Here is a 25,647-nt window from a genome sequence, read left to right as displayed (position 1 = left end):
CCACCGGGCAAAGACCGCAGAAAACTAAACCAGACTCTTCAGGCGATAAATCCACTCCAGCGCCTGACGCGGCGTCAGTGAATCCGGATCGAGGTTTTCCAGCGCTTCCACAGCAGGCGATGTCTCTTCCGCTGGCACCAGCAGCGACATCTGCGTACCATCAATCTGCGTCGCCGCCGCATTCGGTGACAGGCTTTCCAGTTCACGCAGTTTCTGACGCGCGCGCTTTATCACCTCTTTCGGTACGCCAGCCAGCGCCGCAACGGCCAGACCATAGCTTTTGCTTGCCGCGCCATCCTGCACCGTGTGCATAAAGGCGATGGTGTCGCCGTGCTCCAGCGCATCAAGGTGGACGTTAGCCACGCCTTCCATTTTCTCCGGCAACTGCGTCAGTTCGAAGTAGTGGGTGGCGAAGAGCGTCATGGCCTTGATTTTATTCGCGAGGCTTTCCGCACAGGCCCAGGCCAGCGACAGACCATCGTAGGTTGACGTTCCGCGTCCGACTTCGTCCATCAGCACCAGGCTATGCTCCGTCGCGTTATGCAGAATGTTTGCCGTTTCAGTCATTTCGACCATGAAGGTTGAGCGACCGCTCGCCAGATCGTCCGCAGCTCCAACACGGGTGAAGATACGGTCGATGGGGCCAATCTCCACGTTTTGCGCTGGAACGTAGCTGCCGATATAGGCAAGCAGGGCAATCAGCGCCGTCTGACGCATATAGGTACTCTTACCGCCCATGTTCGGACCGGTAATGATCAGCATTCTTCGCTGCGGCGACAGGCTCAGCGGGTTGGCGATGAACGGTTCGTTCAGCACCCGCTCGACCACCGGGTGACGGCCTTCAGTGATACGAATGCCTGGCTTATCGGTAAAGGTCGGGCAGGTGTAGTTCAGCGTTTCCGCACGCTCTGCGAGGTTCACCAGCACGTCCAGTTCCGCCAGCGCGCTGGCGCTCAGCTGCAGGTCGGCCAGGTGCGGCATCAGCATATCAAACAGCTCTTCATACAGCTGTTTTTCCAGCGCCAGGGCTTTCCCTTTCGAGGTGAGGACTTTGTCTTCGTACTCTTTCAGCTCGGGAATGATATAGCGTTCAGCGTTTTTCAACGTCTGGCGGCGCACGTAGTGAATCGGCGCCAGGTGGCTCTGCCCGCGGCTGATTTGAATGTAATAACCGTGAACCGCGTTATAACCCACCTTCAGAGTGTCGAGCCCAAGACGCTCGCGCTCGCGGATCTCCAGCTTATCGAGGTAGTCCGTCGCGCCGTCGGCCAGCGCGCGCCATTCGTCCAGCTCCTCGTTGTAGCCCGGAGCAATCACGCCGCCATCACGCACGAGAACCGGAGGCGCATCAATAATGGCGCGTTCAAGCAGCTCGCGGAGTTCGGTAAATTCACCCATGGTTTCGCGGAGTTTCTGTACCGGCGCGCTGTCAACGTCGCTCAGCTGCGCACGAAGTTCCGGCAGCTGCTGGAAAGCATGACGCATCCGTGCGAGATCGCGCGGTCGTGCCGTGCGCAGCGCCAGACGGGCCAGGATACGTTCCAGATCCCCCACCTGGCGCAGGACAGGCTGCAGCTCGGTATAGCGATCCTGCAGCGCGGCAATCGTCTGCTGACGACAAACCAGCGTAGCGGTATCGCGAATCGGCATATGCAGCCAGCGTTTCAGCATACGGCTGCCCATTGGCGTTACCGTATTGTCGAGGACCGACGCCAGCGTATTTTCTACGCCGCCCGCGAGGTTCTGCGTGATCTCCAGGTTACGGCGAGTGGCGGCATCCATGATGATGCTGTCCTGCTGGCGCTCCATGGTGATAGAGCGGATATGCGGCAGGGCGGTGCGCTGGGTATCTTTTACGTACTGCAGGAGGCAACCTGCCGCACACAGCCCGCGCGGGGCATTTTCAACGCCAAAGCCAATCAGATCGCGGGTGCCAAACTGCAGATTCAGCTGCTGGCGCGCGGTATCAATTTCGAATTCCCACAGCGGACGGCGGCGCAACCCGCGACGACCTTCAATCAGCGCCATCTCGGCGAAATCTTCGGCGTAGAGCAATTCTGCCGGGTTGGTGCGCTGCAGTTCGGCAGCCATCGTTTCACGATCGGCCGGTTCACTCAGACGAAAACGCCCGGAGCTGATGTCCAGCGTCGCGTAGCCAAACCCTTTGCCGTCCTGCCACAGCGCGGCCAGCAGGTTGTCCTGGCGCTCCTGAAGCAGGGCTTCATCACTGATGGTGCCAGGCGTGACGATGCGCACGACCTTGCGTTCCACCGGGCCTTTTGAGGTCGCGGGGTCGCCGATCTGTTCGCAGATGGCGACAGACTCACCCTGATTCACCAGTTTCGCCAGGTAATTTTCTACCGCGTGGTGCGGAATACCTGCCATCGGGATGGGTTCACCTGCCGATGCACCACGTTTGGTCAGCGAGATGTCGAGCAGCTGCGATGCACGCTTAGCATCGTCATAAAACAGCTCGTAAAAATCGCCCATACGGTAAAACAGCAGGATTTCCGGATGCTGTGCCTTCAGCTTCAGATACTGCTGCATCATCGGCGTATGTGCGTCGAAATTGTCGAGTGTGCTCATGGAGTTATGATGTCCATTTCTTTGAAAATAAACCGTTTTGAGCGGCTCAGAGGCCGTTTGTTCCTTCTATTGTCGCATGAAAAAAAGGTACGGCGCAGAAAAATGTCGTCGCTTTACGAGGCATCTTCCGACATTAACTCAATGACTATTTTTCCATGCTCCACGCCCACCCTGACTCGGGAATGGGTCGTAAATCCCGCCTTTTCAAGCCAGTCACCTTTTAAGCTCAGCGCCGCATGCACGCTGTAGCGCTTCGGTATCTTGGTATTGCGGTCTTCATGGCGCTTTCTGAAATATCCCACTGTTAAATGGCGATAGGGTTTGTTGATAGCGAGTTCTTGCATAGGGTCTCCCGACAACACGGATAAAAGTCATCACTAATGACTGTATAAAATACCAGTAATTGTCGGACGGTGCAGGGATAAAACTGGAATCAGGCTTCAGAAAGCCGCATGCAACAACTGAAATCCTGCATTGAAAGGTGTATTATTTTTACACTTTATTGTTTGGTAAGTCGCTATGTCCGGTAAACGAATTTCTCGCGAAAAAGAGACCATCGCGAAAATGATCGCGCTGTATCAGAAGCAGTGTCCTCAGGCCTCTGTGGAAGACGGGCACTATCAGGCGCTGAATGCCTATGCCGATAAGCGCCTGGATAAGTGCGTTTTTGGTGAAGAAAAGCCTGCCTGTAAGCAGTGTCCGGTCCACTGCTATCAGCCTGCAAAACGCGAAGAGATGAAGCAGATTATGCGCTGGGCAGGCCCGCGTATGTTATGGCGTCACCCCATTCTGACCGTCCGCCATCTAATTGATGACCGTCGTCCCGTGCCGGAGCTGCCGGAAAAGTATCGTCCGAAAAAGTGACCGGTTCAGCTTCTCAGCGGGCGGCAAATCACGTTCAGGGCCAGCGCGCTGCAGAGTGGGAAAAGGGCCAGCAGCAGCCAGGGATACATTGCCTGCGTTGAGGGCACCAGCGCGCGATCCAGCAGACTGCCAAACAACAAGTTTCCTGCCAGTACCGCAATGCCGCCAGCGGTGGCGAGTGCGCCATAGTGCGCCCCCAGCGTGGACTCCTCGGCAAACCTCGGGATCAGATCCTTTGCCGAGGGTACCAGCAGCATCTGCCCCAGCGTCAGCAGCGTCACGAAACAGACCGACGGCAGCAGGCGCAGCCAGCCCTCTGGCGGTGCCGTCGACGCAAATATTGCCACGCTTGCAAAGGCGGCGGAGAGCAGCAAAAAGCCCACCGGCAGGATCCTCACCGCGCCCACGCGCCGGGCGAAACGCGCCAGCGGCAGCTGTAAGGTGATGATCAGAACGGAGGCCAGCATAAAGAGTGGGCCGAGATCTTTCTCGTTACCGCCAGAGCGCTGGATCTCTACCGGCAGCGCCAGATAGAGCTGGTTATAGCTTAAAAGCCACGAGCTGTAGGCAATAATAAAGGCGACAAAGCGGGGCTGGCGGAACGTCGTCCACCAGGAAACGAGCTTTAGCGTCTGCGCGGCGTGGCGTGACGCGGGCAGGCAAAAGTAGAGAACCACCAGCGCAACGAGAAAGACCCCCGCCCCCGCTAGCGCCACCTGACGAAAACCCAGGCCGGTTAGCAGGGCGCCGGCGACCGGGCCCAGTACGGCACCGAGTTCCCCGCAAACCGCAAAGAGCGCGAACCACTCCGCCCGGCTTCGTTTACCTTTCGCCTCGCTGTGCGTGCCCGCTTTCGCCAGCAATGCCTCAATAGACGGAGAAAACAGCGCGCCGCCCACGCCTGTCAGACACGCGCCCAGAATAATCGGCCACAGCGATTCCCCGAAGGCCAGCAGCAGATAACCTGAAACACGGACAATACAGCCGCTCAGGATAACGATTTTCGCGCCAAACCGGTCCGAGAGGGCACCACCGACGATAAACATCCCCTGTTGCGAGAACGTGCGCAGGCCGAGGATCAGCCCGATCAGCCCGCCGGAGAGCAGCATGTCGTCGCGCAGGAATATTGCCAGGAAGGGAACAACGGCGTAAAAGCCAATGTTAAAAACAAACTGGCTACCCAGTAAGACGGGCGGCCAGAGCGTGGTGGCAGGGCGAAGGGGCATCGTTGCTCACTCGTCCCTAAACGATAAAGTGAATGTGCTTTTTGCCATGGAACGGTGAGATCTCGATTTTGGTTTTGACCCGGAAGACGTCCCAGAGCAATGACTCGGATAAGATATCCTGCGGTGTCCCCGTCGCCACAATTTGCCCTTTCTGCATGACTATCAGCGAGTCGCAGAACATCGAGGCGTGGTTGAGATCGTGTATAGCGACAATGCTGGTGACCGGTAATTCGCTGATCAACTGCATCAGCTGCATCTGATGATGAATGTCCAGGTGGTTGGTCGGTTCATCCAGCAGGATTTCCGTCGGGGTCTGGGCCAGCGCGCGGGCAATGTGGACGCGCTGGCGCTCGCCGCCGGAGAGGCTCAGCCAGCCCTGGTCGCTTTTATCCAGCATATCCACGCGCTGCAGAGCGGCGGTGACGGTTTCGTCATCGTGCGTGCTCCAGTTGGAAAAGGCGGAGTGGTGCGGAATCCGCCCGAGTTTGACCACGTCGCGCACGCGCATGTTGGCGTCAGTCATGCCGTGCTGCTCCACGAAGGCGACCCGGCGGGCCAGCTGCTTTTTGGCAATACGAGAGATGTCCTGGCCGTCCAGCGTCACACAGCCCGCATCCGGGCGACGCAGCCCCGCGAGGATACGTAAAAGAGACGATTTGCCGCAGCCGTTAGGGCCAAGCAGTCCTACCGTTTCGCCCCGTGAAACCTTCAGCGAGACGTCATTAACGATGACTTTTTTGCCGACCTTCCAGGTAATATTTTCAGCGCTGATGCTCATCACTTATTCCTTGAGCGGTAGATAATCACGGCAAAGAAGGGGACGCCAACCAGCGCGGTGACCACGCCGACGGGCAGGCTTTGCGGCGCAATCAGCATGCGTGAGGCAATGTCTGCCAGCACCATCAGGATCGCGCCTGCCAGCGCGCTGGCAATCAGCAGCGTGCGGTGCAGCGGCCCGAACAGGAAGCGCATGACGTGCGGCACCACCAGCCCGACAAAGCCGATTGACCCCGCCATGCTGACGATGGTCGCGGTGATAAGTGCGGTAGTGGTAAAGAGCGCCAGGCGCACCCAGGGAACAGCAATGCCAAGCGACGCCGCGGCGTCGTCACCGAACGTAAAGGCATCCAGCGCACGGGAGTAGTAGAGGCAAATGGCTAATCCAATCAGCACCACGACAAGTGCCAGCTGGAACTCGGGCCAGCGTACGCCGCTGAAGCTGCCCAGCAGCCAGAACATCACGTCGCGCGCCTGCTGGGCGCTGGCGGAGGTGCTGATGGTATAGGCGGTAATGGCGTTGAAAAGCTGCGAGGCGGCAACGCCTGCCAGAATAGTACGTTCATTCCCGCCGCGCGCGCCGTTCGTCAGAAACGCGACAAACGCAAACGCGGCGAACGCCCCGGCAAAGGCCCCGGCAGAGAGCGACACCGCACCGGTACCGATCCCCAATACGACAACAGAAACCGCCCCGGTCGACGCGCCCGCGGACACGCCGAGCACGTAGGGTTCCGCCAGCGCGTTCTTCAGCAGGCTCTGCAATACGGCCCCGCAGATGGCCAGCCCCGCGCCGCAGCAGGCCGCAACCAGCGCGCGGCTCAGGCGAAAGTCCCAGATGACGCTCTCATAGATACGAGTGAGCGGAATATCGGTGAGCCCCATTTTATTGCTGATAGCGTAAAATACGTTATCCAGCGGGATGGACAGTTCGCCGACGCTGACGCTCAGCGCGATAACCAGAAATAGCAGGACAAAGGCGAGCAAACACGAGGTCGTCAGAACCAGGCTTTGCCTGGCCTGAAGAACGGCGGTGGTCATCAGTTCAGCCCCAGCTTTCTGAGCTGTTCGCCGACCTGCTCAGCCCCGTAAATCGTGCGAATCGTCGGGTTCATGGCCTGACCGTCCATCACCACGATATGACCTTTTTTCACCGCGTCCAGCTGGCTGACGGCCGGATCGCTTTTCAGGAATTTGATTTTCTCTTCCGCGTTATCCAGCGCCCAGCGGTTGCGGTCCAGGCTGGACACCACAAGGACATCCGGATTGGCGGCAATAATGCTCTCCCAGCCCACGGTTGGCCATTCGGTCTCGGACGTAATGGCGTTATGACCGCCCATCAGGCTGGCGATAAACCCGGAGGGGCTATTTTTACCACCTACATAGGCGTCAGCGGAAGGGGATGAACTGGAGAACCAGAAGACAAACGAGAGGTCTTTTTTGTTCTTGCCGAATTCCTTACGCAAGTCGGCCTCGCGTTTTTTGAAATCGGCAATCACGGCCTGACCGCGGTCTTCAACGTTAAAGATTTTGGCGAAGTCCTCAATCTCCTGATAGAGATACGTCATATCCCACAGCTTCTGGCGGCTGCCGTACATATCGCCGGTGGCTTTTTTGGTCGCGCACATGCCCGGCGACACGTAGCTGTTCACGCCCAGGGTCATCAGATCGTCGCGTTTTGCGACCTTGCTTTCCGGCCCCAGCAGCAGTGGCGTCTGGGCGGGGACAAAGTCGGGATTTTGCGCAAGCACGGATTCAAGGGTAGGGATTTCGACCGTCAGGGTTTTGATTTTTGCGTTCTGTTCAGCGAGCTGCGGCAACACTTTCGTCGGCCAGAAGGCGCTGGCCTTCACCTTATCTTCCAGCCCCAGCAGGAGCAGAATTTCGACGGTATTCTGACCCAGAGCCACGACGCGTTCCGGCGCTTTGGTGAATGTCTCTTTGTAGCCACAATTTTCAATCGTCAGAGGATATGTGGTTGCCAGAGCAGAACTGACCGACGCAAGCGCCAGGCCTAACGCGCAGATGACCTTCTTCATGAAACGCTACCCTTCATTAAAATTATTTTTGATGCAAATGAAACTCATTATTAAGGCGGAATTTTATACAGAGGAAACGATTTTGTGTCAATGAGGGACAATCGCGCAGGGTAACAAAAGGCGGTGTCAGAAAAACACCGCCGGAATAAGGCCTTAAATGAGGCTCTCTTTATCAATACCGAGACGCTTCATGCGCGACAGCAGGGTGGTGCGTTTTAACCCCAGGCGCTGGGCGGCACCTTTCGGCCCGGCGACCACGCCGTTGGTCTCTTTCAGCACGCGCATAATGAGCTGATATTCATCTTCTCCCTCTTTCGCCGTCTCGGCGGCGGGCGCGATCGCGTCAGGCAGCGTCACTTCAGGCAGGGAGAGTTGCAGCACGTTACCGCGCGTCAGCAGCACCGCGCGTTCAATGACGTTTTCCAGCTCGCGCACGTTGCCGGGCCATTCCATCGATGAAAGGGTACGCAACGTCTCGGCAGGAATGCTGTCGATGTTTCGCCCCATCCGACGCGCGATCTTCGCGGTAAAGGCTTTGACCAGCAGGGGGATATCTTCCGGGCGCTCGCGCAGCGGCGGCAGGAAGATCGGGAAGACGTTCAGGCGATAGTAGAGATCGCTGCGAAACTCGCGGTCGGCGACCATTTTTTTCAGGTCGCGGTTAGTCGCGGCAATCAGCCGCACGTCGGTCTGGATAAGCTTGTTGCTGCCAAGACGCTCAAACTCCTGCTCCTGCAGGACGCGCAGCAGTTTCGGCTGTAGCTCCAGCGGCATATCGCCCACTTCGTCAAGGAACAGCGAGCTTTTGTCTGCCAGCTCAAAACGGCCCAGCCGCTGGCTGCTGGCCCCGGTGAAGGCACCCCGTTCGTGGCCGAACAGATCGCTTTCCAGCAGCCCTGCGGGCATCGCGGCGCAGTTCATCTTCACCATCCGACGGCTGTTGCGGTTGCTCAGGTTGTGGATGGCGCGGGCAATCAGCTCTTTACCCGTACCGGTTTCGCCCAGGATCAGCACCGTGCTGTCGCTCTGCGCCACCATCTCAACCTGCTTGAGCACGCTGTACATGGCGTCGCTGCGCCCGATGATTTCACCAAACTCGCTGTCCACGTTGTTGAGCTGTTCGGTCAGGGCCAGGTTTTCATCCACCAGCCGCTCTTTCAGACGGTGGATCTCCTGATAGGCAAGCGCGTTATCGAGCGCGATGGAGATACGCTCGGCGATCTGACGCAGCAGCTTCAGGTTGGCGGTGGTGAACACGCCTTCCTCGCACTGTGCCAGCTTCAGCACGCCCAGCATGGTGTTGCCGGACATCAGGGGCAGCAGGCACAGGGTCTGGATTTTGTTGCCCCAGGTGTTGAACAGCATCCGCTCGTACGGCGCGACCGGATCCTGCTCGTTGAGGTTGATCAGGAGGATCTCTTTGCTTTTGAAGACCCGTTCAGAAAGAGTGCCCGCTTCATCCACCTCGCTCTGCTCGTGCGCCGGGTTGGCTTCATCGAGATAATGCGTGGAGTATATGTTCAGCTTGCCCTTGCGATGCCCGCGAAGCGCAATGCTTATGGCGTCGATTTTGAAATAGTGGTGGATCTCTTTCGAGACTTCGCTGACCAGCTCATCCATGTCCAGGCGGGAGAGTACGGCGTTGGTGATGGCGACCAGAATGCGGAAGTTGTCGCGTTCGCGGCTGAGCAGGTCGTAATCCACGTTATTCGTCACTCGGCTTTGGATCTGCTCCGCGACGACGGCCACTATCTGGGTAAAGGTGTGCAGGCGCTCGTATTCCGCCTCGCTCCAGGGCTGGTCGGTCGTGCGGATAAACTCGCATCCGCCAAAAATCTGGCCCTCTGCAGCCAGCGGCAGCATGCAGTAATGCCCGAACGGCTGATAGAGGTTGCTCTCCGCGAGCCGCGGCCACGCCTGTTGAAATTCCTCAAAGTTGCAGTGCAGCACTTCAGGTCTGGAGAGAATGCGGCGCACCGGGCCATGCGCGAGGTACGTTTCGTCCTCGTATTCAAACGTTTTGCCATTATCACGCGTTGAGAAGTAGCTCGCGCGCTGCGTTCCGCTATGCCAGAGCACAATCGCGGCGCTGTCCGCCAGCGCCGATTGCCTGACCAGCCGCGTCAGGGCATCGCTCAGCGCGCCGAGATCGGGTTGCTGTAAAAGTGTGCGCGTAATGTCAAACAGACCCTGCTGTCCAAGATCGCTCATCGGTGTATACGGCATAGTGCTTTCCAGTAGAAACGAGCAAAAAAATCCATGCTGGCCGCTTGTGGCGCGGCCTAGCAAATACGGGGTAAGGGTTCAGCGTGCGGCAGATCCAGCGTGCGCTTCACGCCATAAAGTCCGGTCAGGCGCACCCCTTTGCGCTCAACCACTTCACCAATCATCGCCGCCTCTTTTCCTGACGGATGAGCCTGCAGCTGTTCAAGAACAGCTTGTGCCGCGGCCCGTTCAACGCCAATCACCAGCTTGCCTTCGTTTGCAAAGTTGAGCGGGTCCAGACCCAGCAGTTCGCAAAGCCCGCGAACGGCGGGCTTAACGGGCAGGCTGCGCTCGGTGAGTTCAATCCCGTACCCGCAGCTTGCCGCAAACTCGTGAACCACGGCGTTGACACCGCCTCGCGTGGCATCCCGCAGGGCCTTCACGCCGGGAATACCGCGCAGCGTCTGAATCAGCGGGGTGAGTACCGCGCAGTCGCTGCGCAGTTCGCCGTCCAGCCCCAGGCCTTCGCGCAGGTTCAGGATGGTCGCCCCGTGGCAGCCCAGCGTGCCGGTCACGATCAGCACGTCGCCCACGCTGAGGCGCTGCGCGCCCCAGTGAATATCGGGGGGGATCGCGCCCATTCCGGCGGTGTTGATAAACAGCTTGTCGGCCGCGCCGCGCTGCACCACTTTGGTGTCGCCGGTGACGATAGCTATTCCCGCCTCGCGCGCGGTCTGCGCCATGCTGTTGACCACGGCCGCGAGCGTCTCCATCGGTAATCCCTCTTCAAGGATAAACCCGCAGGAGAGGTAGCGCGGAACGGCGCCGCTGACGGCGACGTCGTTCGCCGTGCCGCAGACGGCGAGCTTGCCGATATCGCCGCCCGGGAAGAACAGCGGGTCAATGACGTAGCTGTCGGTGGAGAAGGCCAGCCGGTCGCCCTGGGCGGTGAGGGTGGCGAGGTCAATGCGCGCCTGGTCTTCCTGTTCGGCGAGCCAGGGGTTGTTAAAGGCCTCCATAAACAGCCGGTTAATCAGCTGCTGCATCGCCTGTCCGCCGCTGCCGTGCGCCATTTCAACCGTATTCATGCTTCGCTCTCCTGGTTGCGATACTGATACCACGCGGCACACGCCCCTTCGGAGGAGACCATCAGCGCGCCAAAGGCCGTTTGCGGGTTACAGGTATTGCCAAATAACGGGCACTGATGCGGTTTGCATTTGCCGGTGAGCACCTCGCCGCAGCGGGCACGGGGATCGTCGCAAACCTGCTGCGGCTGCGGGCGGAAATGCGCTTCGGCGTCGAACGCGCGATAGGCTGGCGTCAGGCGCACGCCGGATTCGGCAATCAGCCCCAGACCACGCCACTCGCTGTCGCCCTCAACGCTAAATACGTCGGCTATCGCCTGCTGCGCCCGTTCATTTCCCGCATCCGGCACCACGCGGCGGTACTGGTTTTCGACCGCGCTCAGGGCCGCTATTTTCTGCTCAACCAGCATGATGACACCTTGCAGTAGATCAAGTGGTTCGAAACCAGCGACCACTAACGGACGATTGTACTGTTCAGCGATAAAACCGTAGGCGTCTGTGCCAATCACCATGCTGACGTGGCCCGGTGCCAGAAAGGCGTCAATGCCGTTGCCTGGCTCTTCCAGCAGGCTGCGCAGGGTGGGGATGAGCGTAATGTGCTGGCAGAAGAAGAAAAAATTCTCGACGCCGCGCGCTTTCGCCTGCTGCAGCGTGATGGCGGTGGCGGGCATGGTGGTTTCAAACCCCAGGCCAAAAAACACCACCTTGCGCGCGGGGTTATCCGCTGCCAGCGTCAGGGCATCCATCGGCGAATAGACGATCCGGATGTCTGCGCCGCGCGCTTTCGCCTGCAGCAGCGAACCATTTTTCCCCGGCACGCGCATCGCGTCGCCAAAGGTGCAGAAAATGACGTCGGGCTGGCTGGCAATTTCAATACAGCTGTCGATGCGCCCCATCGGCAGCACGCAGACCGGGCAGCCGGGGCCGTGGATAAACTCAATGTTTTCCGGCAACAGCTGGTCGAGGCCAAATTTGAAGATGGCGTGCGTGTGCCCGCCGCATACCTCCATGATCCGCAGCGGTTTTTCCGCCGTGTAGTCCAGCCGCGCTGCGCGCGTTTTCAGGTGGCCGATAAGCTGCAGCACCTGCTCCGGCGCGCGGTATTCATCAACGTAACGCATGATTATCGCTCCTCGCCGTACAGCAGCGCGCCCACGTCAGGCTCCACGTCGAACATATTTTGCAGGGCGTCGAGCGTGTCGCGGGCTTCCGCTTCGTTAATCACGCTCATGGCAAACCCCACGTGGACCAGCACCCACTGGCCGAGACGCGATGCGCCGCTCTCATCGGTGGTGCCCACCAGCGTCAGGTCGACATCGCGCAGGATGCCGCAGACCTCGACTTTGGCCTGATTACCGTCGATGGCGTGAATTTGTCCCGGTACGCCTATGCACATCGTTCGCTCTCCAGCCAGTGTAGCCAGCCGTCCATGCCGTCGCCGCGCGTGGCGGAGACCAGCAGGATCTCAATATCCGGATTCACGTCGCGGGCATACGCCACGCACTTATCCACGTCGAAATTCAGGTACGGCAGCAGGTCGACCTTGTTCAGCAGCATGATGGACGCGGCGGCAAACATGTGCGGGTACTTCAGCGGTTTGTCTTCGCCTTCGGTCACCGAAAGCACCGCCACCTTGTGTCGTTCGCCCAGGTCGAAGCTCGCCGGGCAGACGAGGTTGCCAACGTTTTCAATAAACAGGATGCCGTTATCCGCCAGCGGCAGGCGCGGGGCAGCGTCGGCAATCATCTGCGCATCGAGGTGGCAGCCTTTACCGGTGTTGACCTGAATCGCCGGGGTGCCGGTTTCGCGAATGCGCGCCGCATCGTTAACGGTTTGCTGGTCGCCTTCGATCACCGCGCAGGAGACAAGCCCGTTCAGGCGCTTGAGCGTTTCGGTTAGTAGCGTGGTTTTGCCGGAGCCGGGGCTGGAGACAAGGTTCAGCGCCAGCTGTTTGCGGGTGGCAAAGCGGGCGCGGTTGCGGGTGGCGATCTGGTTATTCTTGTCCAGCACGTTGATTTCCACCTCCAGCATCTGGCGCTGGCTCATGCCCGGCGCGTGAGTGCCCGCTTCGCCGTGGCCGTAATGCAGGTCGCCCGCATCGGAGCGTTGCGGCGCAAAGGTAATGCCGGTCAGGGCTGCCGCAGGGCGCGGTGCGGGGGAAAAGGGCGCGGAGCGAAACGCGGAGTGGGGGCGGTGTTCATCCCCTTCTATATACAGGTTGCCTTCGGCGCAACCGCAGGTACTACACATACTTTACTCCTTCTCGATTTCGAGGCGTTGGATCTGCATGCCGTCATCCGCCACGATGCGCAGACCGGTGCTCTGACACTGCGGGCAGCGCTGTACCTTTGATGACACCAGGGTGACGTACTGCTGGCACTGCTCGCACCAGCACTCCGCCTGCTGTTCTTCAATATGCAGTTCGCAGCCTTCCGCCAGCGTGCCGCGGCAGACCAGCTCAAAACAGAAGGTCAGGGCGCTGGTCTCGACGCAGGAAAATGCTCCGACCTTCAGCCAGACGCCGGTGACGCGTTTCGCGTGGTTTTGCACTGCCTGCTGTTCGATAAGTTCAAGAGCCCGCTGGCAGAGGGTGATTTCGTGCATGACGCCTCCTCAATGAATTGCCCCGGTAATGCAATAACGGTGCCAGCTCGATTTTTGTCAGGGCGTGACGATGTCAACGCTGTCGAAATGACACGTCGACACCGCGATGTTGACAGCGATTCGTAAGATAAACGTATTGAAAATCATAAAGATAAAAACTGGCATGGAATCTGCTTAACAGCCGCTATCTCCATTAACCGGATACCTTCTATGACTATTTGGGAAATCAGCGAAAAAGCGGATTACATCGCGCAGCGTCATCAACAGTTACAGGACCAGTGGCACCTTTACTGCAACTCTCTGGTTCAGGGCATTACCTTGTCGAAAGCGCGTCTTCACCACGCGATGAGCTGCGCGGCGCAGGGCGACATGCGCTTCGTCCTGTTCGGCCATTTCACCATCAACGTTACCCTGGCGGACAACTTCAACAGCCACACCATTGAGTACTACCTCGAGACAAAAGACGGCGAAAAACAGTGTATTGCGAAGGCGCAGCTGATGGCGGATGGCATGGTGGACGGCCACGTCAGCAACCGCGATCGCCAGCAGGTGCTGGAACACTATCTGGAAAAAATCGCGCCGGTTTATAACGGCCTGTACGCCGCCGTTGAGCACGATCTTCCGGTCAACCTGAAGCAGCTGATGGACGGAAATGCCTCAGCGAACGTGGCCTGACCCATGCGTGTCGAGAAGTGTCGACAAGACAGCTTTTCGACAAAAATGACTATCACCAGAGGATAACCCGGTGAACCGTTTTGTAATTGCTGACTCGACGGTCTGCATTGGCTGTCGAACCTGTGAGGCGGCGTGTTCGGAAACGCATCGCCTGCATGGGCTGCAGTCCATGCCGCGCCTGCACGTCATGCGCAATGAAAAAGAGTCTGCCCCGCAGCTCTGCCATCACTGTGAGGATGCCCCGTGCGCGGGTGTCTGTCCTGTAAATGCCATCACCCGCGTGGATGGCGCTGTCCAGCTGAACGAAAGCCTGTGCGTAAGCTGCAAGCTGTGCGGCATTGCCTGCCCGTTCGGCGCGATTGAGTTTTCCGGCAGCCGACCGCTGCATATCCCGGCGAATGCCAACTCGCCAAAAGCCCCGCCCGCGCCGCCGGCGCCTGCGCGCGTAAGCTCGCTTTTGGACTGGGTGCCCGGCATCCGTGCCGTTGCGGTGAAATGCGACCTGTGCAGCTTCGATGATCAGGGCCCGGCCTGCGTGCGCACCTGCCCGACTAAAGCGTTGATTCTGGTTAACATTCGCGACATCGCCCGTACCAGCAAGCGCAAACGCGAGCTGACCATCAACAGTGATTTTGGCGACCTTTCTCTGCTACAGGCGCTTAACGAGGGGGTGAAATGAACGCGGTGATGATGATTACCAGCGCGGTAGCCTGTTTTGCGGTCGCCGCCGTTCTGGCGCCGATCTTCTCATTCCATAAAACCCTGAGCGGCGCGATCGCCGGGCTCGGCGGGGCAGTCGCTAGCCTGATGACGCTGGCGGCAGGCGGCGTTGTTCTGCTCGGCGGCCAGTCGGCAGAGACCGTGATGCCGCTGATTCGCCACACGGTTGAGATCACTCCCCTGAACGCCATCTGGCTGGTGACGTTTGGCCTGTGCGGGGTGTTTATCAGCCTGTTCAATATCGACTGGCACCGCCATCCGCACGCCAGGGCCAACGGCCTGCTGGTTAACCTGCTGATGGCGACGGCGATCTGTACCGTGACCGCCAGCAACCTCGGCGCGCTGGTGGTGATGGCGGAGATCATGGCGCTGTGCGGCGTGTTCCTGACGGGCTGTAGCGCCTCCGGCAAGCTGTGGTTTGTGCTGGGACGCCTCGGAACGCTGCTGCTGGCGCTGGCCTGCTGGCTGGTGTGGCAGCGCTTCGGCACGCTGGATTTCTCTGTGCTCAACGGGCATCCGCTGGGCAATGACGTCTGGCTGCTGGGCGTGCTCGGCTTTGGCCTGCTCGCCGGAATCATTCCGCTGCACGGCTGGGTGCCGCAGGCGCATGCGGATGCCTCCGCGCCCGCCGCCGCGCTGTTTTCTGTGGTGGTGATGAAAGTGGGTCTGTTCGGGATTCTGGCGATTACGCTGACCGGCGGCCAGCCGCCGCTGTGGTGGGGCGTTGTGCTGCTGGTCGCCGGCATGATTACGGCGTTCGTCGGTGGCCTGTACGCGCTGATGGAGCACAATATCCAGCGTCTTCTGGCGTACCACACGCTGGAGAATATCGGCATCATCCTGCTTGGCATTGGCGCGGGCGTGACCGGGCTGGCGCTCAACCAGCCGGCGCTGATTGCGGCCGGTTTTATCGGCGGTCTTTATCACCTCGTCAACCACAGTCTGTTTAAAAGTACGCTGTTCCTCGGCGCGGGAAGCGTCTGGTTCCGCACCGGCCATCGGGATATCGAAAAGCTCGGTGGGATTGGCAAAAAGATGCCGGTGATTTCACTGGCGATGCTGGTCGGGCTGATGGCGATGGCCGCGCTGCCGCCGCTGAACGGCTTTGCCGGGGAGTGGGTGATCTATCAGTCCTTCTTCGCCCTCGGTCAGAGCGATGCGTTTATCGCTCGTCTGCTGGGGCCGCTGCTGGCGGTCGGGCTGGCGATTACCGGGGCGCTGGCGGTGATGTGCATGGCGAAAGTCTACGGCGTGACCTTCCTCGGTGCGCCGCGCACCCGCGAAGCGGAAAACGCCTGCTGCGCACCGTTGTTGATGGGCGTGAGCGTGGTCGCGCTGGCGCTGTGCTGCATTGCGGGCGGCGTCGCTGCGCCGTGGCTGCTACCGCTGCTGGGCAACGCCATTCCGCTGCCGCTGACCGTGGCGAATACCACCGTCTCTCAGCCAATGATTGCGCTGCTGCTGATTGGCGCACCGCTGCTACCGCTCATCCTGATGATGTTCTTCAAACGCGACCGGCTCGCCTCCCGCTCGCGCGGTGCGGCGTGGGCCTGCGGCTACGAACACGAACAGTCGATGGTCATTACCGCCCACGGCTTCGCCATGCCGGTAAAAGAAAACTTTGCCGCCGTGCTGAAGCTGCGCCACTGGCTGAACCCGGTCGGCTGGGTACCCGGCTGGCAGAGCGCTGCCGCACCCGCGCTGTTCCGCCGTCTGGCGCTGATCGAACTGGCGGTGCTGGTGGTCATTGTGATTTCACGAGGAGCCTGACATGAGTCTGTTACTGGCAATTCTTCAGGCGCTGGTGTTGTTCGCCGTGGCGCCGCTGCTATCGGGCATCACGCGCGTGGCGCGCGCCCGGATGCACAACCGTCGCGGCCCTGGTGTGCTCCAGGAGTATCGCGATCTCTTCAAGCTGTTTTCTCGCCAGAGCGTGGCGCCGGATGCCGCAGGCTGGATCTTTCGTCTGACGCCGTTTGTGATGGTGGGCGTGATGCTGACCATCGCCACCGCGCTGCCGGTGGTGACGGTGGCGTCGCCGCTGCCGGCGCTCGGCGATCTGATCACGCTTATCTACCTCTTCGCTATCGCCCGCTTCTTCTTTGCCATCGCGGGCCTGGACACCGGGAGCCCGTTTACCGGCATCGGTGCCAGCCGCGAGGCGATGCTCGGCGTGCTGGTTGAGCCGATCCTGCTGCTGGGGCTGTGGGTTGCCGCGCAGGTTGCGGGCTCCACCCACATCAGCTTTATCACCCACGCCGTCTACCACTGGCCGGTTGCCCGCTCCATTCCGCTGGTGCTGGCGCTGTGCGCTTGCGCGTTCGCCACCTTTATCGAGATGGGCAAACTGCCGTTCGATCTGGCGGAAGCCGAGCAGGAACTGCAGGAAGGGCCGCTCACCGAGTACAGCGGCTACGGCTTTGCGGTGCTGAAGTGGGGCATTAGCCTCAAACAGCTGGTGGTGTTGCAGATGTTTGTCGGCGTCTTCTTCCCGTGGGGGCAGATGACGCACTTCTCCGCGGGCGGTCTGCTGCTGGCCGTCGTGGTTGCCGCCCTCAAGCTGCTGGTCGGCGTGCTGGTAATTGCCCTGTTCGAAAACAGCATGGCGCGTCTGCGTTTTTTGGAAACGTCCCGCATCACCTGGGCCGGGTTTGGTTGTGCATTTTTAGCGTTCGTCTCCTTGCTGGTGGCGTGATTAAAGAGAGTATTTATGTCTGAAGAAAAGAAAGGTCAGCAGTATCTCGCCGCATTGCATCAGGCTTTCCCCGGCGTGGTGCTAGAGGAGTCCTGGCAAACCAAAGACCAGATAACCGTCACCATTAAGGTGAACTATCTGCCGGAAGTGGTGGAGTTTCTCTACTACCAGCAGGGCGGCTGGCTGTCGGTGCTGTTCGGTAACGACGAGCGCCAGCTGTGCGGCAACTATGCGGTGTACTACGTGATGTCGATGGAGCAGGGCGAAAAGTGCTGGCTCACCGTGCGCGTCGAGGTCGACCCGAATAAGCCAGAATACCCGTCCGTCACGCCCCGCGTGCCCGCGGCCGTCTGGGGCGAGCGCGAAGTGCGCGACATGTACGGTCTGATGCCGGTCGGCCTGCCGGACGAGCGCCGCCTGGTGCTGCCTGACGACTGGCCGGACGAACTCTATCCGCTGCGTAAAGACAGCATGGACTACCGCCAGCGTCCGGCCCCAACTACCGACAGCGAAACTTACGAGTTCATCAACGAGCTGGGCAGCAAGAAGAACAACGTGGTGCCGATCGGCCCGCTGCACGTCACCTCCGACGAACCGGGCCACTTCCGCCTGTTCGTCGACGGCGAAAACATTATCGACGCCGACTACCGTCTGTTCTACGTCCACCGCGGGATGGAAAAGCTGGCGGAAACCCGCATGGGCTACAACGAAGTGACCTTCCTCTCTGACCGCGTGTGCGGCATCTGCGGCTTCGCCCACAGCACCGCCTACACTACCTCGGTGGAGAACGGCATGGGGATCGTGGTGCCGGAACGCGCGCAGATGATCCGCGCCATTCTGCTTGAGGTGGAGCGCCTGCACTCGCACCTGCTGAACCTCGGCCTGGCCTGTCACTTCGTCGGGTTTGATTCCGGGTTTATGCAGTTCTTCCGCGTGCGCGAAGCGTCGATGAAGATGGCGGAGATCCTCACCGGGGCGCGCAAAACGTACGGTCTGAACCTGATCGGCGGGATCCGTCGCGACCTGCTGAAAAACGACATGATCCAGACCCGCCAGCTGGCGCAGCAGATGCGCCGCGACGTGCAGGAGCTGGTGGATATGCTGCTCAGTACGCCAAACATCGAGCAGCGCACCGTCGGCATCGGCCGTCTTGACCCGGAAATTGCCCGCGACTTCAGCAACGTCGGCCCGATGGTGCGCGCCAGCGGCCACGCCCGCGACACCCGTGCCGATCACCCGTTCGTCGGCTACGGCCTGCTGCCGATGACCGTGCACAGCGAGCAGGGCTGCGACGTCATCTCTCGCCTCAAGGTGCGCATCAACGAGGTGTTCACGGCGCTGAACATGATCGACTACGGCCTTGATAACCTGCCTGGCGGCCCGCTGATGGTGGAGGGCTTCACCTACATTCCGAACCGCTTTGCCCTCGGCTTTGCCGAAGCGCCGCGCGGGGACGACATTCACTGGAGCATGACCGGCGACAACCAGAAGCTTTACCGCTGGCGCTGCCGTGCGGCGACCTACGCCAACTGGCCAACCCTGCGTTACATGCTGCGCGGCAACACGGTTTCCGATGCGCCGCTGATCATCGGCAGCCTCGACCCGTGCTACTCCTGCACCGACCGCATGACCGTCGTCGACGTGCGCAAGAAGAAAAGCCAGGTGGTGCCGTACAAAGAGCTTGAGCGCTACAGCATCGAGCGTAAGAACTCGCCGCTGAAATAAGGATTAGTCATGTTTACCTTTATCAAAAAAGCGATCAAAACCGGCACGCAAACCAGCAGCTATCCGCTGGAGCCGATGCCGGTGGATAAAAACTTTCGCGGCAAGCCGGAGCACAACCCGCAGCAGTGCATCGGCTGCGCGGCCTGCGTCAACGCCTGTCCGTCGAACGCCTTAACGGTGGAAACGGATCTCAAAACCGGCGAGCTGGCCTGGCAGTTTAACCTCGGGCGCTGCATCTTCTGCGGCCGCTGCGAGGAGGTCTGCCCGACGGTCGCCATTCGCCTGTCGCAGGAGTACGAGCTGGCGGTGTGGAAGAAAGAGGATTTTCTGCAGCAGTCGCGCTTTGACCTGTGCAGCTGCCGCGTCTGCAGACGTCCGTTCGCCGTGCAGAAAGAGATCGACTACGCCATCGCGCTGCTGCAGCACAACGGCGACGCCCGCGCGGAGCATCACCGCGAAAGCTTTGAAACCTGCCCGGCGTGCAAGCGTCAGAAGTGCCTGCTGCCGTCCGACCGCATTGATATCACCCGCCACATGAGAGAGGCCAGCTGATGGAAAACCTACTGGGCCCGCGCGACGCTAACGGCATTCCGGTGCCGATGACGGTGGACGAATCCATCGCCAGCATGAAGGCGTCGCTGCTGAAAAAAATCAAACGCTCGGCCTACGTCTACCGCGTGGACTGCGGCGGCTGTAACGGCTGCGAGATCGAGATCTTCGCTACGCTGTCGCCGCTGTTTGACGCCGAGCGCTTCGGCATCAAGGTGGTGCCGTCCCCGCGTCATGCGGACATCCTGCTGTTCACCGGGGCCGTCACCCGCGCCATGCGCTCGCCCGCGCTGCGCGCCTGGCAGTCCGCGCCGGACCCGAAAATCTGCATCTCGTACGGCGCCTGCGGCAACAGCGGCGGCATCTTCCATGACCTTTACTGCGTCTGGGGCGGCACCGACAAAATCGTGCCGGTGGACGTCTACATTCCGGGCTGTCCGCCGACGCCCGCCGCCACGCTGTACGGCTTTGCCATGGCGCTCGGCCTGCTGGAGCAGAAAATCCACGCCCGCGAGCCGGGCAAGCTGGACAACCAGCCTGCCGCCATTCTGCACCCGGACATGGTGCAGCCGCTGCGGGTGAAGGTCGACCGCATGGCGCGCAGGCTGGCGGGCTATCGCTACGGGCGTCAGATTGCCGATGATTATCTGCGCTTGCTGAGCCAGGGCGAGCATCAGGTGGCGCGCTGGCTGGAGGCGGAAAACGATCCGCGCCTCAATGAGATCGTGGCGAACCTGAACAGCATCGTCGATGAGGCGCGTATCCGATGAGTGAAACGGTGGTGTTCAGCCAGTTGAGCCGTAAGTTTATTGATGAGAACGATGCCACGCCCGACGCGGCGCAGCAGGTGGTCTATTACAGCCTGGCGATTGGGCATCACCTCGGGGTGATTGACTGCCTGGAGGCCGCGCTGAGCTGCCCGTGGCCGGAATATCTGGCGTGGATCGCCACGCTGGAGGAGGGCAGCACGGCGCGGCGCAAGATGGAAGGCGTGCCGAAGTACGGCGAGATCGTGATCGATGTGAACCACATTGCCATGCTCGCCAACGCCTTTGACGCGGCGCTCGGCAGGCAAACCCCCGAGCAGCAGGCGTGGAGCAAAACGCTGCTCGGCATGCTGCATGATATTCATCAGGAGAGCGCCATCTACCTGATGGTGAGGAGATTACGTGACTGACGTTTTACTGTGTGTCGGCAACAGCATGATGGGCGACGACGGCGCGGGTCCGCTGCTGGCGGAGATGTGCGCCGCCAACCCGCAGGGCAGTTGGGTGGTCATTGACGGCGGCAGCGCGCCGGAAAACGACGTGGTCGCCATTCGCGAACTGCGTCCGGACAGGCTGTTAATCGTCGATGCCACCGATATGGGGCTCAACCCCGGCGAGATCCGCCTGATTGACCCGGACGACATCGCCGAGATGTTTATGATGACCACCCACAATATGCCGCTGAACTACCTTGTGGATCAGATCAAAGGTGACGTGGGCGAGGTGCTGTTTTTAGGGATCCAGCCGGACATTGTCGGGTTTTATTACCCGATGACGCCGCCAGTGAAGGCGGCGGTGGAGGAGGTGTATTCACGACTAGCCGGGTGGGCTGGAGACGGAGGGTTTTCTCAGCTCTGAGCAGCGGCTTACCGGGCCTACGGTTTTTAGGCCGGGTAAGGCGAAGCCGCCACCCGGCAAAACAGGCTACTCGAGATCCGCCCCGTTACTCGCAATCACCTTCTTATACCATCCGAACGATTTCTTACGTTTCCGCTCCAGCGTGCCGTTCCCGGCGTCGTCGCGGTCGACGTACACAAACCCGTAGCGCTTGCTCATCTCGCCTGTTGAGGCCGAAACCAGGTCAATGCAGCCCCAGGTGGTGTAGCCCATCAGCGGCACGCCGTCCTCAATCGCGTCGCCCATCGCGCGGATGTGCTCGCGCAGATAGCTGATGCGGTAGTCGTCGTTAATCTCGCCGTTTTCATCAACGACATCTTTCGCCCCGAGGCCGTTTTCCACCAGGAACAGCGGCTTCTGGTAGCGGTCGTACATCATGTTCATGGTGATGCGCAGGCCGAGCGGGTCGATGCCCCAGCCCCATTCGCTCACCTGAATGTGCGGGTTGCGCAGGGATTTGACGATGTTCGCCGCACTGGTGTTGTTCGCATTCATATCCGCCGAGGCGCAGCGCGAGGCGTAATAGCTGAACGAGACAAAGTCGACGGTATTTTTCAGCAGTTCGTCGTCGCCGGGATCTTTTACAATCACCACGCCTTTCTCGCGGAACACGCGGGCGGAGTAAGCCGGATAGCTGCCGCGCGCCTGCACGTCGATAAAGAACAGATTCTCGCGGTCTTTCTCCAGCGCCATCCACACGTCTTCCGGCTTGCAGGAGTACGGATAGAAATTCCCGCCCGCCAGCATGCAGCCGACCTGGTTTTCCGGGTTCACCTCGTGGGCAATTTTGGTCGCCAGCGCGCTCGCCACCAGCTCGTGGTGCGCGGCCTGGTATTTCACCTGGTCTTCGTTTTCGCCTTCCTCAAACACCAGTCCCGCCCCGGAGAACGGGCTGTGCAGCATGATGTTGATTTCGTTGAAGGTCAGCCAGTATTTCACCAGCCCGTTAAATTCCTCAAAGCAGGTGCGGGCGTAGCGGGCGAAGAAATCCACCATCTTGCGGTTGCGCCAGGAGCCGTACTCCGTCACCAGGTGCATCGGCACGTCGAAGTGGCAGAGCGTCACCAGCGGCTCGATGTTGTATTTTTTGCACTCCTCGAACACCGCGCGGTAAAAGGCAATACCCTCTTTATTCGGCAGCGGTTCGTCGCCGTTCGGATAGAGGCGGCTCCAGGCGATCGAGGTGCGGAACACCGTAAAGCCCATCTCCGCCATCAGGGCGATGTCCTCTTTATAGCGATGGTAAAAATCAATCGCCTCGTGGCTCGGGTAGAATTCGTCGTCACGCAGCGAGAAACGCTTTTCCTTACCAAGCTTCACCGCCAGGCGGTTCGCGCCGTGGGGGATCATATCGACCGTCGTCAGCCCTTTGCCGCCTTCACGGTACGCACCTTCGCTCTGGTTGGCGGCAAGCGCGCCGCCCCATAAAAATCCTTGTGGAAAAACAGACATTCTTACCTCGCTTTCAATTTATGCTTTTGCTGCGTTGTTCTGTACCGGTGCGGTCTGCAGGGCGCGCGCTTTTTCGGCGTCGTCTTCGACAGGGATATCCTCAAACCCTAAAAGCAGGGTCAGAACAAACGACAGCACCACTGCCAGACCCATCACGCCAAACACCCAGACGATGGTCATCGGGTTGGCCGGATCGAAGAACTGCACGCTGGTAAACAGCCCCGGAGCCGCCATCGAGTGGCTGGCAAGACCCGCGATACCGGCCACCGCGCCGCAGATAAAGCCGCTGATCAGGCTCGCAATCAGCGGACGTTTCAGACGCACCGCCACGCCGTACAGTGCCGGTTCAGAAATCCCCGCCATAATGGCGGAGGCTGCCGCCGCCAGCGCCGTCTGGCGCAGCTCCGGGTTTTTGGTTTTCCACGCCACCGCCAGCGAAGAGCCGCCGAGCGACAGGTTGGCGCCAATTTCCGACGGCATCACCATCCCTTCTTTGCCCGTCTCGGCAATGGTCTGAATGATGGTCGGCGTAAACACGCGATGCATCCCGGTCATCACCAGCAGCGGCCAGAGCGCGCCCATAATGGCGACGGAGAGCCAGCCCAGGTAGCCGTGAATGGTGTAGACCAGCGCGGAGATGGCGCTACCGATCCAGATCCCCAGCGGGCCAATCAGCACGATGGCGAGCGGGGCAGCAATCAGCACGATCAGCATCGGCTTGAGGAAGTTTTTCGTCACCGCCGGGGTAATACGATCCACCCAGCGTTCGATGTATGACAGGCACCAGGTCATGACCAGCGCCGGGATGACGGTGTAGGTGTATTTCACCGCCGTCACCGGGATAAAGGCGAACTCAACGTGCTCGCCCTGCGCGGCTTTTGCCATCAGCTCGATAAAGCTCGGGTGCACCAGCACGCCCGCAATGGCGATGGCCAGCGACATGTTGGTTTTGAATTTCACCGCCGCCGAGGCTGCCACCATCAGCGGCAGGAAGAAGAACGCGCCGTCGCCGATGACGGTCAGAATAGTCAGCGTCGGCGCGCCTTTTGGCAGCACGCCGGTCATCTCAAGGATCATCGCCAGCAGCTTGACCATCGAGCCGCCGATGATCGCCGGGATCAGCGGGGACATGGTGCCGATCAGCGCGTCGAGGATCCCGGCGCCAATGCGGCGCAGCGTCAGTTTCTGCGGTCCTTCCGGCACTGCGGGCTGCAGTTCCGTGGGCAGCAGGCTTACCACTTCGCGGTACGCCTGTGACACCGTGTTGCCAATAATCACCTGGCACTGGTTGTCGTTGCGCACTACGCCAAGGACGCCGCTGATGCTTTTCAGGCGTGCGGCATCGGTGAGGGTTTCATCTTTCAGAACGAAACGCAGTCGCGTCATGCAGTGGGTGACGGCGATGATGTTCTCTTTGCCGCCCAACGCGCTGATGACGTCGTTCGCCAGCGCAGCGTAATTTTTGGCCATCGGATGTGATCCTGTTATTGTTGTGAGAAATGTAGGAAACCGGTTCCACATAATCATCATGAGTTTCTATGAATGAAACAAGATCGCTTTTTGACCATTTTTTCGTTTCGTGATGCAGATCGCAATGGAGTATCGAAAGCGTGATTTCATCGCTGCGACAATTTTTTTGCAGTGCAGTACACTGCGCTCCATCAGATTCAGACGGAATAACAACATGACCACGATGCTGGAAGTGGCGAAGCGGGCAGGCGTTTCGAAAGCCACGGTATCCCGGGTGCTGTCGGGAAATGGCTACGTTAGCCAGGAAACCAAAGATCGGGTGTTTCAGGCCATTGAAGAGAGCGGCTATCGCCCGAATTTGCTGGCGCGAAACCTGGCGACCAAACGTACCCAGACGCTGGGCCTGGTGGTGACGAACACCCTTTATCACGGCGTCTACTTTAGCGAACTGCTGTTTCACGCCGCGCGCATGACGGAAGAAAAGGGGCGGCAGCTGATCCTCGCGGACGGCAAGCATAGCGCGGATGAAGAGCGCGAGGCGATCCAGTACCTGCTCGATATGCGCTGCGACGCGGTGATCATCTATCCGCGTTTTCTGAGCGTGGATGAAATGGATGAAATCGTCGAGAAGTGCGAGCAGCCCATAATGGTGCTCAACCGTCGCCTGCGGAAAAACAGCAGCCACAGCGTCTGGTCAGATCATAAAGCCTCCAGCCAGGACGCGGTGTCGCAGCTGATTGCGAAAGGGCACCGGGAGATCGCGTTTATCACCGGCTCGCTGGATTCTCCCACCGGGGTTGAGCGTCTCTCCGGCTATAAGGACGCGCTGGCGCAGCACGGTATTCCGCTGCGCGAGGGTCTGATTGCGCAGGGGAAGTGGAACCCCGCCAGCGGCGCGGCGGCGGTTGCCGAACTGCTTGCTCGCGGTGAACGCTTTACGGCGCTGGTGGCGAGTAATGACGACATGGCGATCGGCGCCATGAAGCTGCTGCACGACAGCGGCGTGGCCGCACCGGACGCGGTGTCGGTGATCGGTTTCGACGACGTGGCCATCGCGCCCTACATCGTGCCGTCGCTTTCCAGCGTGCGTATTCCGGTGACGGAGATGATTAAAGAAACCATCAGCCGCCTGATCTTCATGCTCGACGGCGGCGAGTTTAAGTATCAACAAACCTTCTCCGGCGAGCTTGTCCTGCGTGACTCTGTAATTGACGGCCCACACCGCTGATGTCGACAGCTGTCATCGTCATAAGTGACGATGACGGCACCGCTTTAATTTTTAAAATCAAATAAAATCAATAAGTTAATTATTGG

Annotated in this window: 25 protein-coding genes; 11 read left to right on the top strand and 14 right to left on the bottom strand. The window is 59.9% G+C overall.

Translation table 11 applies throughout. From position 1 onward, the window contains the following. Window positions 1-24 precede the first annotated feature (24 nt). On the bottom strand, window positions 25-2,586 hold the full coding sequence (gene mutS, locus ACWYRJ_RS08735; protein ID WP_047748599.1) for a DNA mismatch repair protein MutS: 2,562 nt from the start codon (window positions 2,584-2,586) through the stop codon (window positions 25-27). A 113-nt stretch (window positions 2,587-2,699) separates the two neighbouring features. Beyond that, window positions 2,700-2,930: a SymE family type I addiction module toxin gene (locus tag ACWYRJ_RS08730; protein ID WP_008499591.1), complete on the bottom strand. Its 231-nt coding sequence runs from the start codon at window positions 2,928-2,930 to the stop codon at window positions 2,700-2,702. 175 nt (window positions 2,931-3,105) lie between these two features. On the opposite strand from ACWYRJ_RS08730, the gene ACWYRJ_RS08725 reads away from it, so the two are divergent. Further along, window positions 3,106-3,450, top strand: a complete 345-nt coding sequence (locus tag ACWYRJ_RS08725) for a nitrous oxide-stimulated promoter family protein (protein WP_133295051.1) — start codon at window positions 3,106-3,108, stop codon at window positions 3,448-3,450. Between the two features lie 5 nt (window positions 3,451-3,455). Here ACWYRJ_RS08725 and ACWYRJ_RS08720 read toward each other — a convergent pair whose 3' ends face one another. From ACWYRJ_RS08720 to hypA, 10 genes are all read right to left on the bottom strand, one after another. Next, window positions 3,456-4,676: an MDR family MFS transporter gene (locus ACWYRJ_RS08720; RefSeq protein ID WP_455507743.1), complete on the bottom strand. Its 1,221-nt coding sequence runs from the start codon at window positions 4,674-4,676 to the stop codon at window positions 3,456-3,458. Between the two features lie 16 nt (window positions 4,677-4,692). Continuing rightward, window positions 4,693-5,454 carry a siderophore ABC transporter ATP-binding protein EitC gene (gene eitC, locus ACWYRJ_RS08715; RefSeq protein WP_455507742.1) on the bottom strand — a complete coding sequence of 254 codons (762 nt, stop codon included), beginning with the start codon at window positions 5,452-5,454 and terminating at the stop codon, window positions 4,693-4,695. After that, the gene (locus ACWYRJ_RS08710) at window positions 5,454-6,491 is read right to left on the bottom strand and encodes a FecCD family ABC transporter permease (protein ID WP_111965470.1); all 1,038 of its coding nucleotides are present in this window, start codon (window positions 6,489-6,491) and stop codon (window positions 5,454-5,456) included. The genes eitC and ACWYRJ_RS08710 overlap by 1 nt, the downstream gene beginning before the upstream one ends. Next, window positions 6,491-7,489, bottom strand: coding sequence for a siderophore ABC transporter substrate-binding protein EitA (eitA, locus tag ACWYRJ_RS08705; protein ID WP_455507741.1), 999 nt, complete (start codon window positions 7,487-7,489; stop codon window positions 6,491-6,493). The genes ACWYRJ_RS08710 and eitA overlap by 1 nt, the downstream gene beginning before the upstream one ends. Window positions 7,490-7,642: 153 nt before the next feature. Continuing rightward, window positions 7,643-9,715: a formate hydrogenlyase transcriptional activator FlhA gene (gene flhA, locus ACWYRJ_RS08700; RefSeq protein ID WP_455507740.1), complete on the bottom strand. Its 2,073-nt coding sequence runs from the start codon at window positions 9,713-9,715 to the stop codon at window positions 7,643-7,645. 56 nt (window positions 9,716-9,771) lie between these two features. Then, window positions 9,772-10,782: a hydrogenase expression/formation protein HypE gene (hypE, locus tag ACWYRJ_RS08695; protein ID WP_111965473.1), complete on the bottom strand. Its 1,011-nt coding sequence runs from the start codon at window positions 10,780-10,782 to the stop codon at window positions 9,772-9,774. After that, on the bottom strand, window positions 10,779-11,900 hold the full coding sequence (hypD, locus tag ACWYRJ_RS08690) for a hydrogenase formation protein HypD (protein ID WP_455507739.1): 1,122 nt from the start codon (window positions 11,898-11,900) through the stop codon (window positions 10,779-10,781). The genes hypE and hypD overlap by 4 nt, the downstream gene beginning before the upstream one ends. 2 nt (window positions 11,901-11,902) lie before the next feature. Then, window positions 11,903-12,175: a HypC/HybG/HupF family hydrogenase formation chaperone gene (locus ACWYRJ_RS08685; RefSeq protein WP_111965475.1), complete on the bottom strand. Its 273-nt coding sequence runs from the start codon at window positions 12,173-12,175 to the stop codon at window positions 11,903-11,905. Continuing rightward, the gene (hypB, locus tag ACWYRJ_RS08680; RefSeq protein ID WP_455507738.1) at window positions 12,166-13,029 is read right to left on the bottom strand and encodes a hydrogenase nickel incorporation protein HypB; all 864 of its coding nucleotides are present in this window, start codon (window positions 13,027-13,029) and stop codon (window positions 12,166-12,168) included. The genes ACWYRJ_RS08685 and hypB overlap by 10 nt, the downstream gene beginning before the upstream one ends. 3 nt (window positions 13,030-13,032) lie before the next feature. Then, a complete protein-coding gene (gene hypA / locus ACWYRJ_RS08675) occupies window positions 13,033-13,383 on the bottom strand; it encodes a hydrogenase maturation nickel metallochaperone HypA (protein WP_047173498.1) in 351 nt (116 codons plus the stop codon). Window positions 13,384-13,593: 210 nt separating this feature from the next. Between hypA and hycA the strand changes: the two genes are divergently transcribed. The 9 genes from hycA to hycI all read left to right on the top strand — a co-directional run bounded on the left by hycA (window position 13,594) and on the right by hycI (window position 21,372). Continuing rightward, window positions 13,594-14,058 (top strand): formate hydrogenlyase regulator HycA, encoded by a 465-nt coding sequence (gene hycA / locus ACWYRJ_RS08670; RefSeq protein WP_032653166.1) that lies wholly within the window; start codon window positions 13,594-13,596, stop codon window positions 14,056-14,058. A 70-nt stretch (window positions 14,059-14,128) separates the two neighbouring features. Further along, complete coding sequence (locus tag ACWYRJ_RS08665) at window positions 14,129-14,737, top strand: 4Fe-4S dicluster domain-containing protein (protein ID WP_149366656.1); 609 nt, start codon at window positions 14,129-14,131, stop codon at window positions 14,735-14,737. Beyond that, the gene (gene hycC, locus ACWYRJ_RS08660) at window positions 14,734-16,548 is read left to right on the top strand and encodes a formate hydrogenlyase subunit 3 (protein WP_455507737.1); all 1,815 of its coding nucleotides are present in this window, start codon (window positions 14,734-14,736) and stop codon (window positions 16,546-16,548) included. The genes ACWYRJ_RS08665 and hycC overlap by 4 nt, the downstream gene beginning before the upstream one ends. A 1-nt stretch (window position 16,549) precedes the next feature. Continuing rightward, on the top strand, window positions 16,550-17,473 hold the full coding sequence (locus tag ACWYRJ_RS08655) for a respiratory chain complex I subunit 1 family protein (RefSeq protein WP_455507736.1): 924 nt from the start codon (window positions 16,550-16,552) through the stop codon (window positions 17,471-17,473). A 15-nt stretch (window positions 17,474-17,488) separates the two neighbouring features. Further along, window positions 17,489-19,198 (top strand): formate hydrogenlyase subunit HycE, encoded by a 1,710-nt coding sequence (gene hycE, locus ACWYRJ_RS08650; RefSeq protein ID WP_455507735.1) that lies wholly within the window; start codon window positions 17,489-17,491, stop codon window positions 19,196-19,198. Window positions 19,199-19,207: 9 nt separating this feature from the next. After that, a complete protein-coding gene (locus ACWYRJ_RS08645; protein ID WP_115876150.1) occupies window positions 19,208-19,750 on the top strand; it encodes a formate hydrogenlyase complex iron-sulfur subunit in 543 nt (180 codons plus the stop codon). Beyond that, on the top strand, window positions 19,750-20,517 hold the full coding sequence (locus ACWYRJ_RS08640) for an NADH-quinone oxidoreductase subunit B family protein (RefSeq protein ID WP_455507734.1): 768 nt from the start codon (window positions 19,750-19,752) through the stop codon (window positions 20,515-20,517). The genes ACWYRJ_RS08645 and ACWYRJ_RS08640 overlap by 1 nt, the downstream gene beginning before the upstream one ends. After that, window positions 20,514-20,924, top strand: a complete 411-nt coding sequence (locus tag ACWYRJ_RS08635) for a formate hydrogenlyase maturation HycH family protein (RefSeq protein ID WP_008499571.1) — start codon at window positions 20,514-20,516, stop codon at window positions 20,922-20,924. The genes ACWYRJ_RS08640 and ACWYRJ_RS08635 overlap by 4 nt, the downstream gene beginning before the upstream one ends. Next, window positions 20,917-21,372, top strand: coding sequence for a hydrogenase maturation peptidase HycI (hycI, locus tag ACWYRJ_RS08630; protein ID WP_149366661.1), 456 nt, complete (start codon window positions 20,917-20,919; stop codon window positions 21,370-21,372). Before ACWYRJ_RS08635 ends, hycI begins: the two co-directional genes overlap by 8 nt. A 66-nt stretch (window positions 21,373-21,438) precedes the next feature. On the opposite strand, the gene ACWYRJ_RS08625 is transcribed toward hycI, so the two are convergent. Continuing rightward, entirely contained in the window at window positions 21,439-22,863 is a 1,425-nt protein-coding gene (locus ACWYRJ_RS08625) for a 6-phospho-beta-glucosidase (protein WP_149366662.1), read from the bottom strand. Between the two features lie 18 nt (window positions 22,864-22,881). Beyond that, window positions 22,882-24,333 carry a PTS cellobiose/arbutin/salicin transporter subunit IIBC gene (gene ascF / locus ACWYRJ_RS08620; protein WP_149366663.1) on the bottom strand — a complete coding sequence of 484 codons (1,452 nt, stop codon included), beginning with the start codon at window positions 24,331-24,333 and terminating at the stop codon, window positions 22,882-22,884. A 214-nt stretch (window positions 24,334-24,547) separates the two neighbouring features. Here ascF and ACWYRJ_RS08615 point away from each other — a divergent pair, with 214 nt between their 5' ends. Next, window positions 24,548-25,561, top strand: coding sequence for a LacI family DNA-binding transcriptional regulator (locus ACWYRJ_RS08615; protein ID WP_149366664.1), 1,014 nt, complete (start codon window positions 24,548-24,550; stop codon window positions 25,559-25,561). Window positions 25,562-25,647 lie beyond the last annotated feature (86 nt).

Source organism: Enterobacter sp. (assembly GCF_977039595.1).
This window is presented reverse-complemented; position numbering and strand designations above follow the sequence as displayed.

Excerpts from the sequence above, each read along its gene's own strand:
- mutS (WP_047748599.1), bottom strand. The coding sequence starts at position 2,586 with ATGAGCACACTCGACAATTTCGACGCACATACGCCGATGATGCAGCAG.
- ACWYRJ_RS08730 (WP_008499591.1), bottom strand. The coding sequence starts at position 2,930 with ATGCAAGAACTCGCTATCAACAAACCCTATCGCCATTTAACAGTGGGA.
- ACWYRJ_RS08725 (WP_133295051.1), top strand. The coding sequence starts at position 3,106 with ATGTCCGGTAAACGAATTTCTCGCGAAAAAGAGACCATCGCGAAAATG.
- ACWYRJ_RS08720 (WP_455507743.1), bottom strand. The coding sequence starts at position 4,676 with ATGCCCCTTCGCCCTGCCACCACGCTCTGGCCGCCCGTCTTACTGGGT.
- eitC (WP_455507742.1), bottom strand. The coding sequence starts at position 5,454 with ATGAGCATCAGCGCTGAAAATATTACCTGGAAGGTCGGCAAAAAAGTC.
- ACWYRJ_RS08710 (WP_111965470.1), bottom strand. The coding sequence starts at position 6,491 with ATGACCACCGCCGTTCTTCAGGCCAGGCAAAGCCTGGTTCTGACGACC.
- eitA (WP_455507741.1), bottom strand. The coding sequence starts at position 7,489 with ATGAAGAAGGTCATCTGCGCGTTAGGCCTGGCGCTTGCGTCGGTCAGT.
- flhA (WP_455507740.1), bottom strand. The coding sequence starts at position 9,715 with ATGCCGTATACACCGATGAGCGATCTTGGACAGCAGGGTCTGTTTGAC.
- hypE (WP_111965473.1), bottom strand. The coding sequence starts at position 10,782 with ATGAATACGGTTGAAATGGCGCACGGCAGCGGCGGACAGGCGATGCAG.
- hypD (WP_455507739.1), bottom strand. The coding sequence starts at position 11,900 with ATGCGTTACGTTGATGAATACCGCGCGCCGGAGCAGGTGCTGCAGCTT.
- ACWYRJ_RS08685 (WP_111965475.1), bottom strand. The coding sequence starts at position 12,175 with ATGTGCATAGGCGTACCGGGACAAATTCACGCCATCGACGGTAATCAG.
- hypB (WP_455507738.1), bottom strand. The coding sequence starts at position 13,029 with ATGTGTAGTACCTGCGGTTGCGCCGAAGGCAACCTGTATATAGAAGGG.
- hypA (WP_047173498.1), bottom strand. The coding sequence starts at position 13,383 with ATGCACGAAATCACCCTCTGCCAGCGGGCTCTTGAACTTATCGAACAG.
- hycA (WP_032653166.1), top strand. The coding sequence starts at position 13,594 with ATGACTATTTGGGAAATCAGCGAAAAAGCGGATTACATCGCGCAGCGT.
- hycC (WP_455507737.1), top strand. The coding sequence starts at position 14,734 with ATGAACGCGGTGATGATGATTACCAGCGCGGTAGCCTGTTTTGCGGTC.
- ACWYRJ_RS08655 (WP_455507736.1), top strand. The coding sequence starts at position 16,550 with ATGAGTCTGTTACTGGCAATTCTTCAGGCGCTGGTGTTGTTCGCCGTG.
- hycE (WP_455507735.1), top strand. The coding sequence starts at position 17,489 with ATGTCTGAAGAAAAGAAAGGTCAGCAGTATCTCGCCGCATTGCATCAG.
- ACWYRJ_RS08645 (WP_115876150.1), top strand. The coding sequence starts at position 19,208 with ATGTTTACCTTTATCAAAAAAGCGATCAAAACCGGCACGCAAACCAGC.
- ACWYRJ_RS08640 (WP_455507734.1), top strand. The coding sequence starts at position 19,750 with ATGGAAAACCTACTGGGCCCGCGCGACGCTAACGGCATTCCGGTGCCG.
- ACWYRJ_RS08635 (WP_008499571.1), top strand. The coding sequence starts at position 20,514 with ATGAGTGAAACGGTGGTGTTCAGCCAGTTGAGCCGTAAGTTTATTGAT.
- ACWYRJ_RS08625 (WP_149366662.1), bottom strand. The coding sequence starts at position 22,863 with ATGTCTGTTTTTCCACAAGGATTTTTATGGGGCGGCGCGCTTGCCGCC.
- ascF (WP_149366663.1), bottom strand. The coding sequence starts at position 24,333 with ATGGCCAAAAATTACGCTGCGCTGGCGAACGACGTCATCAGCGCGTTG.
- ACWYRJ_RS08615 (WP_149366664.1), top strand. The coding sequence starts at position 24,548 with ATGACCACGATGCTGGAAGTGGCGAAGCGGGCAGGCGTTTCGAAAGCC.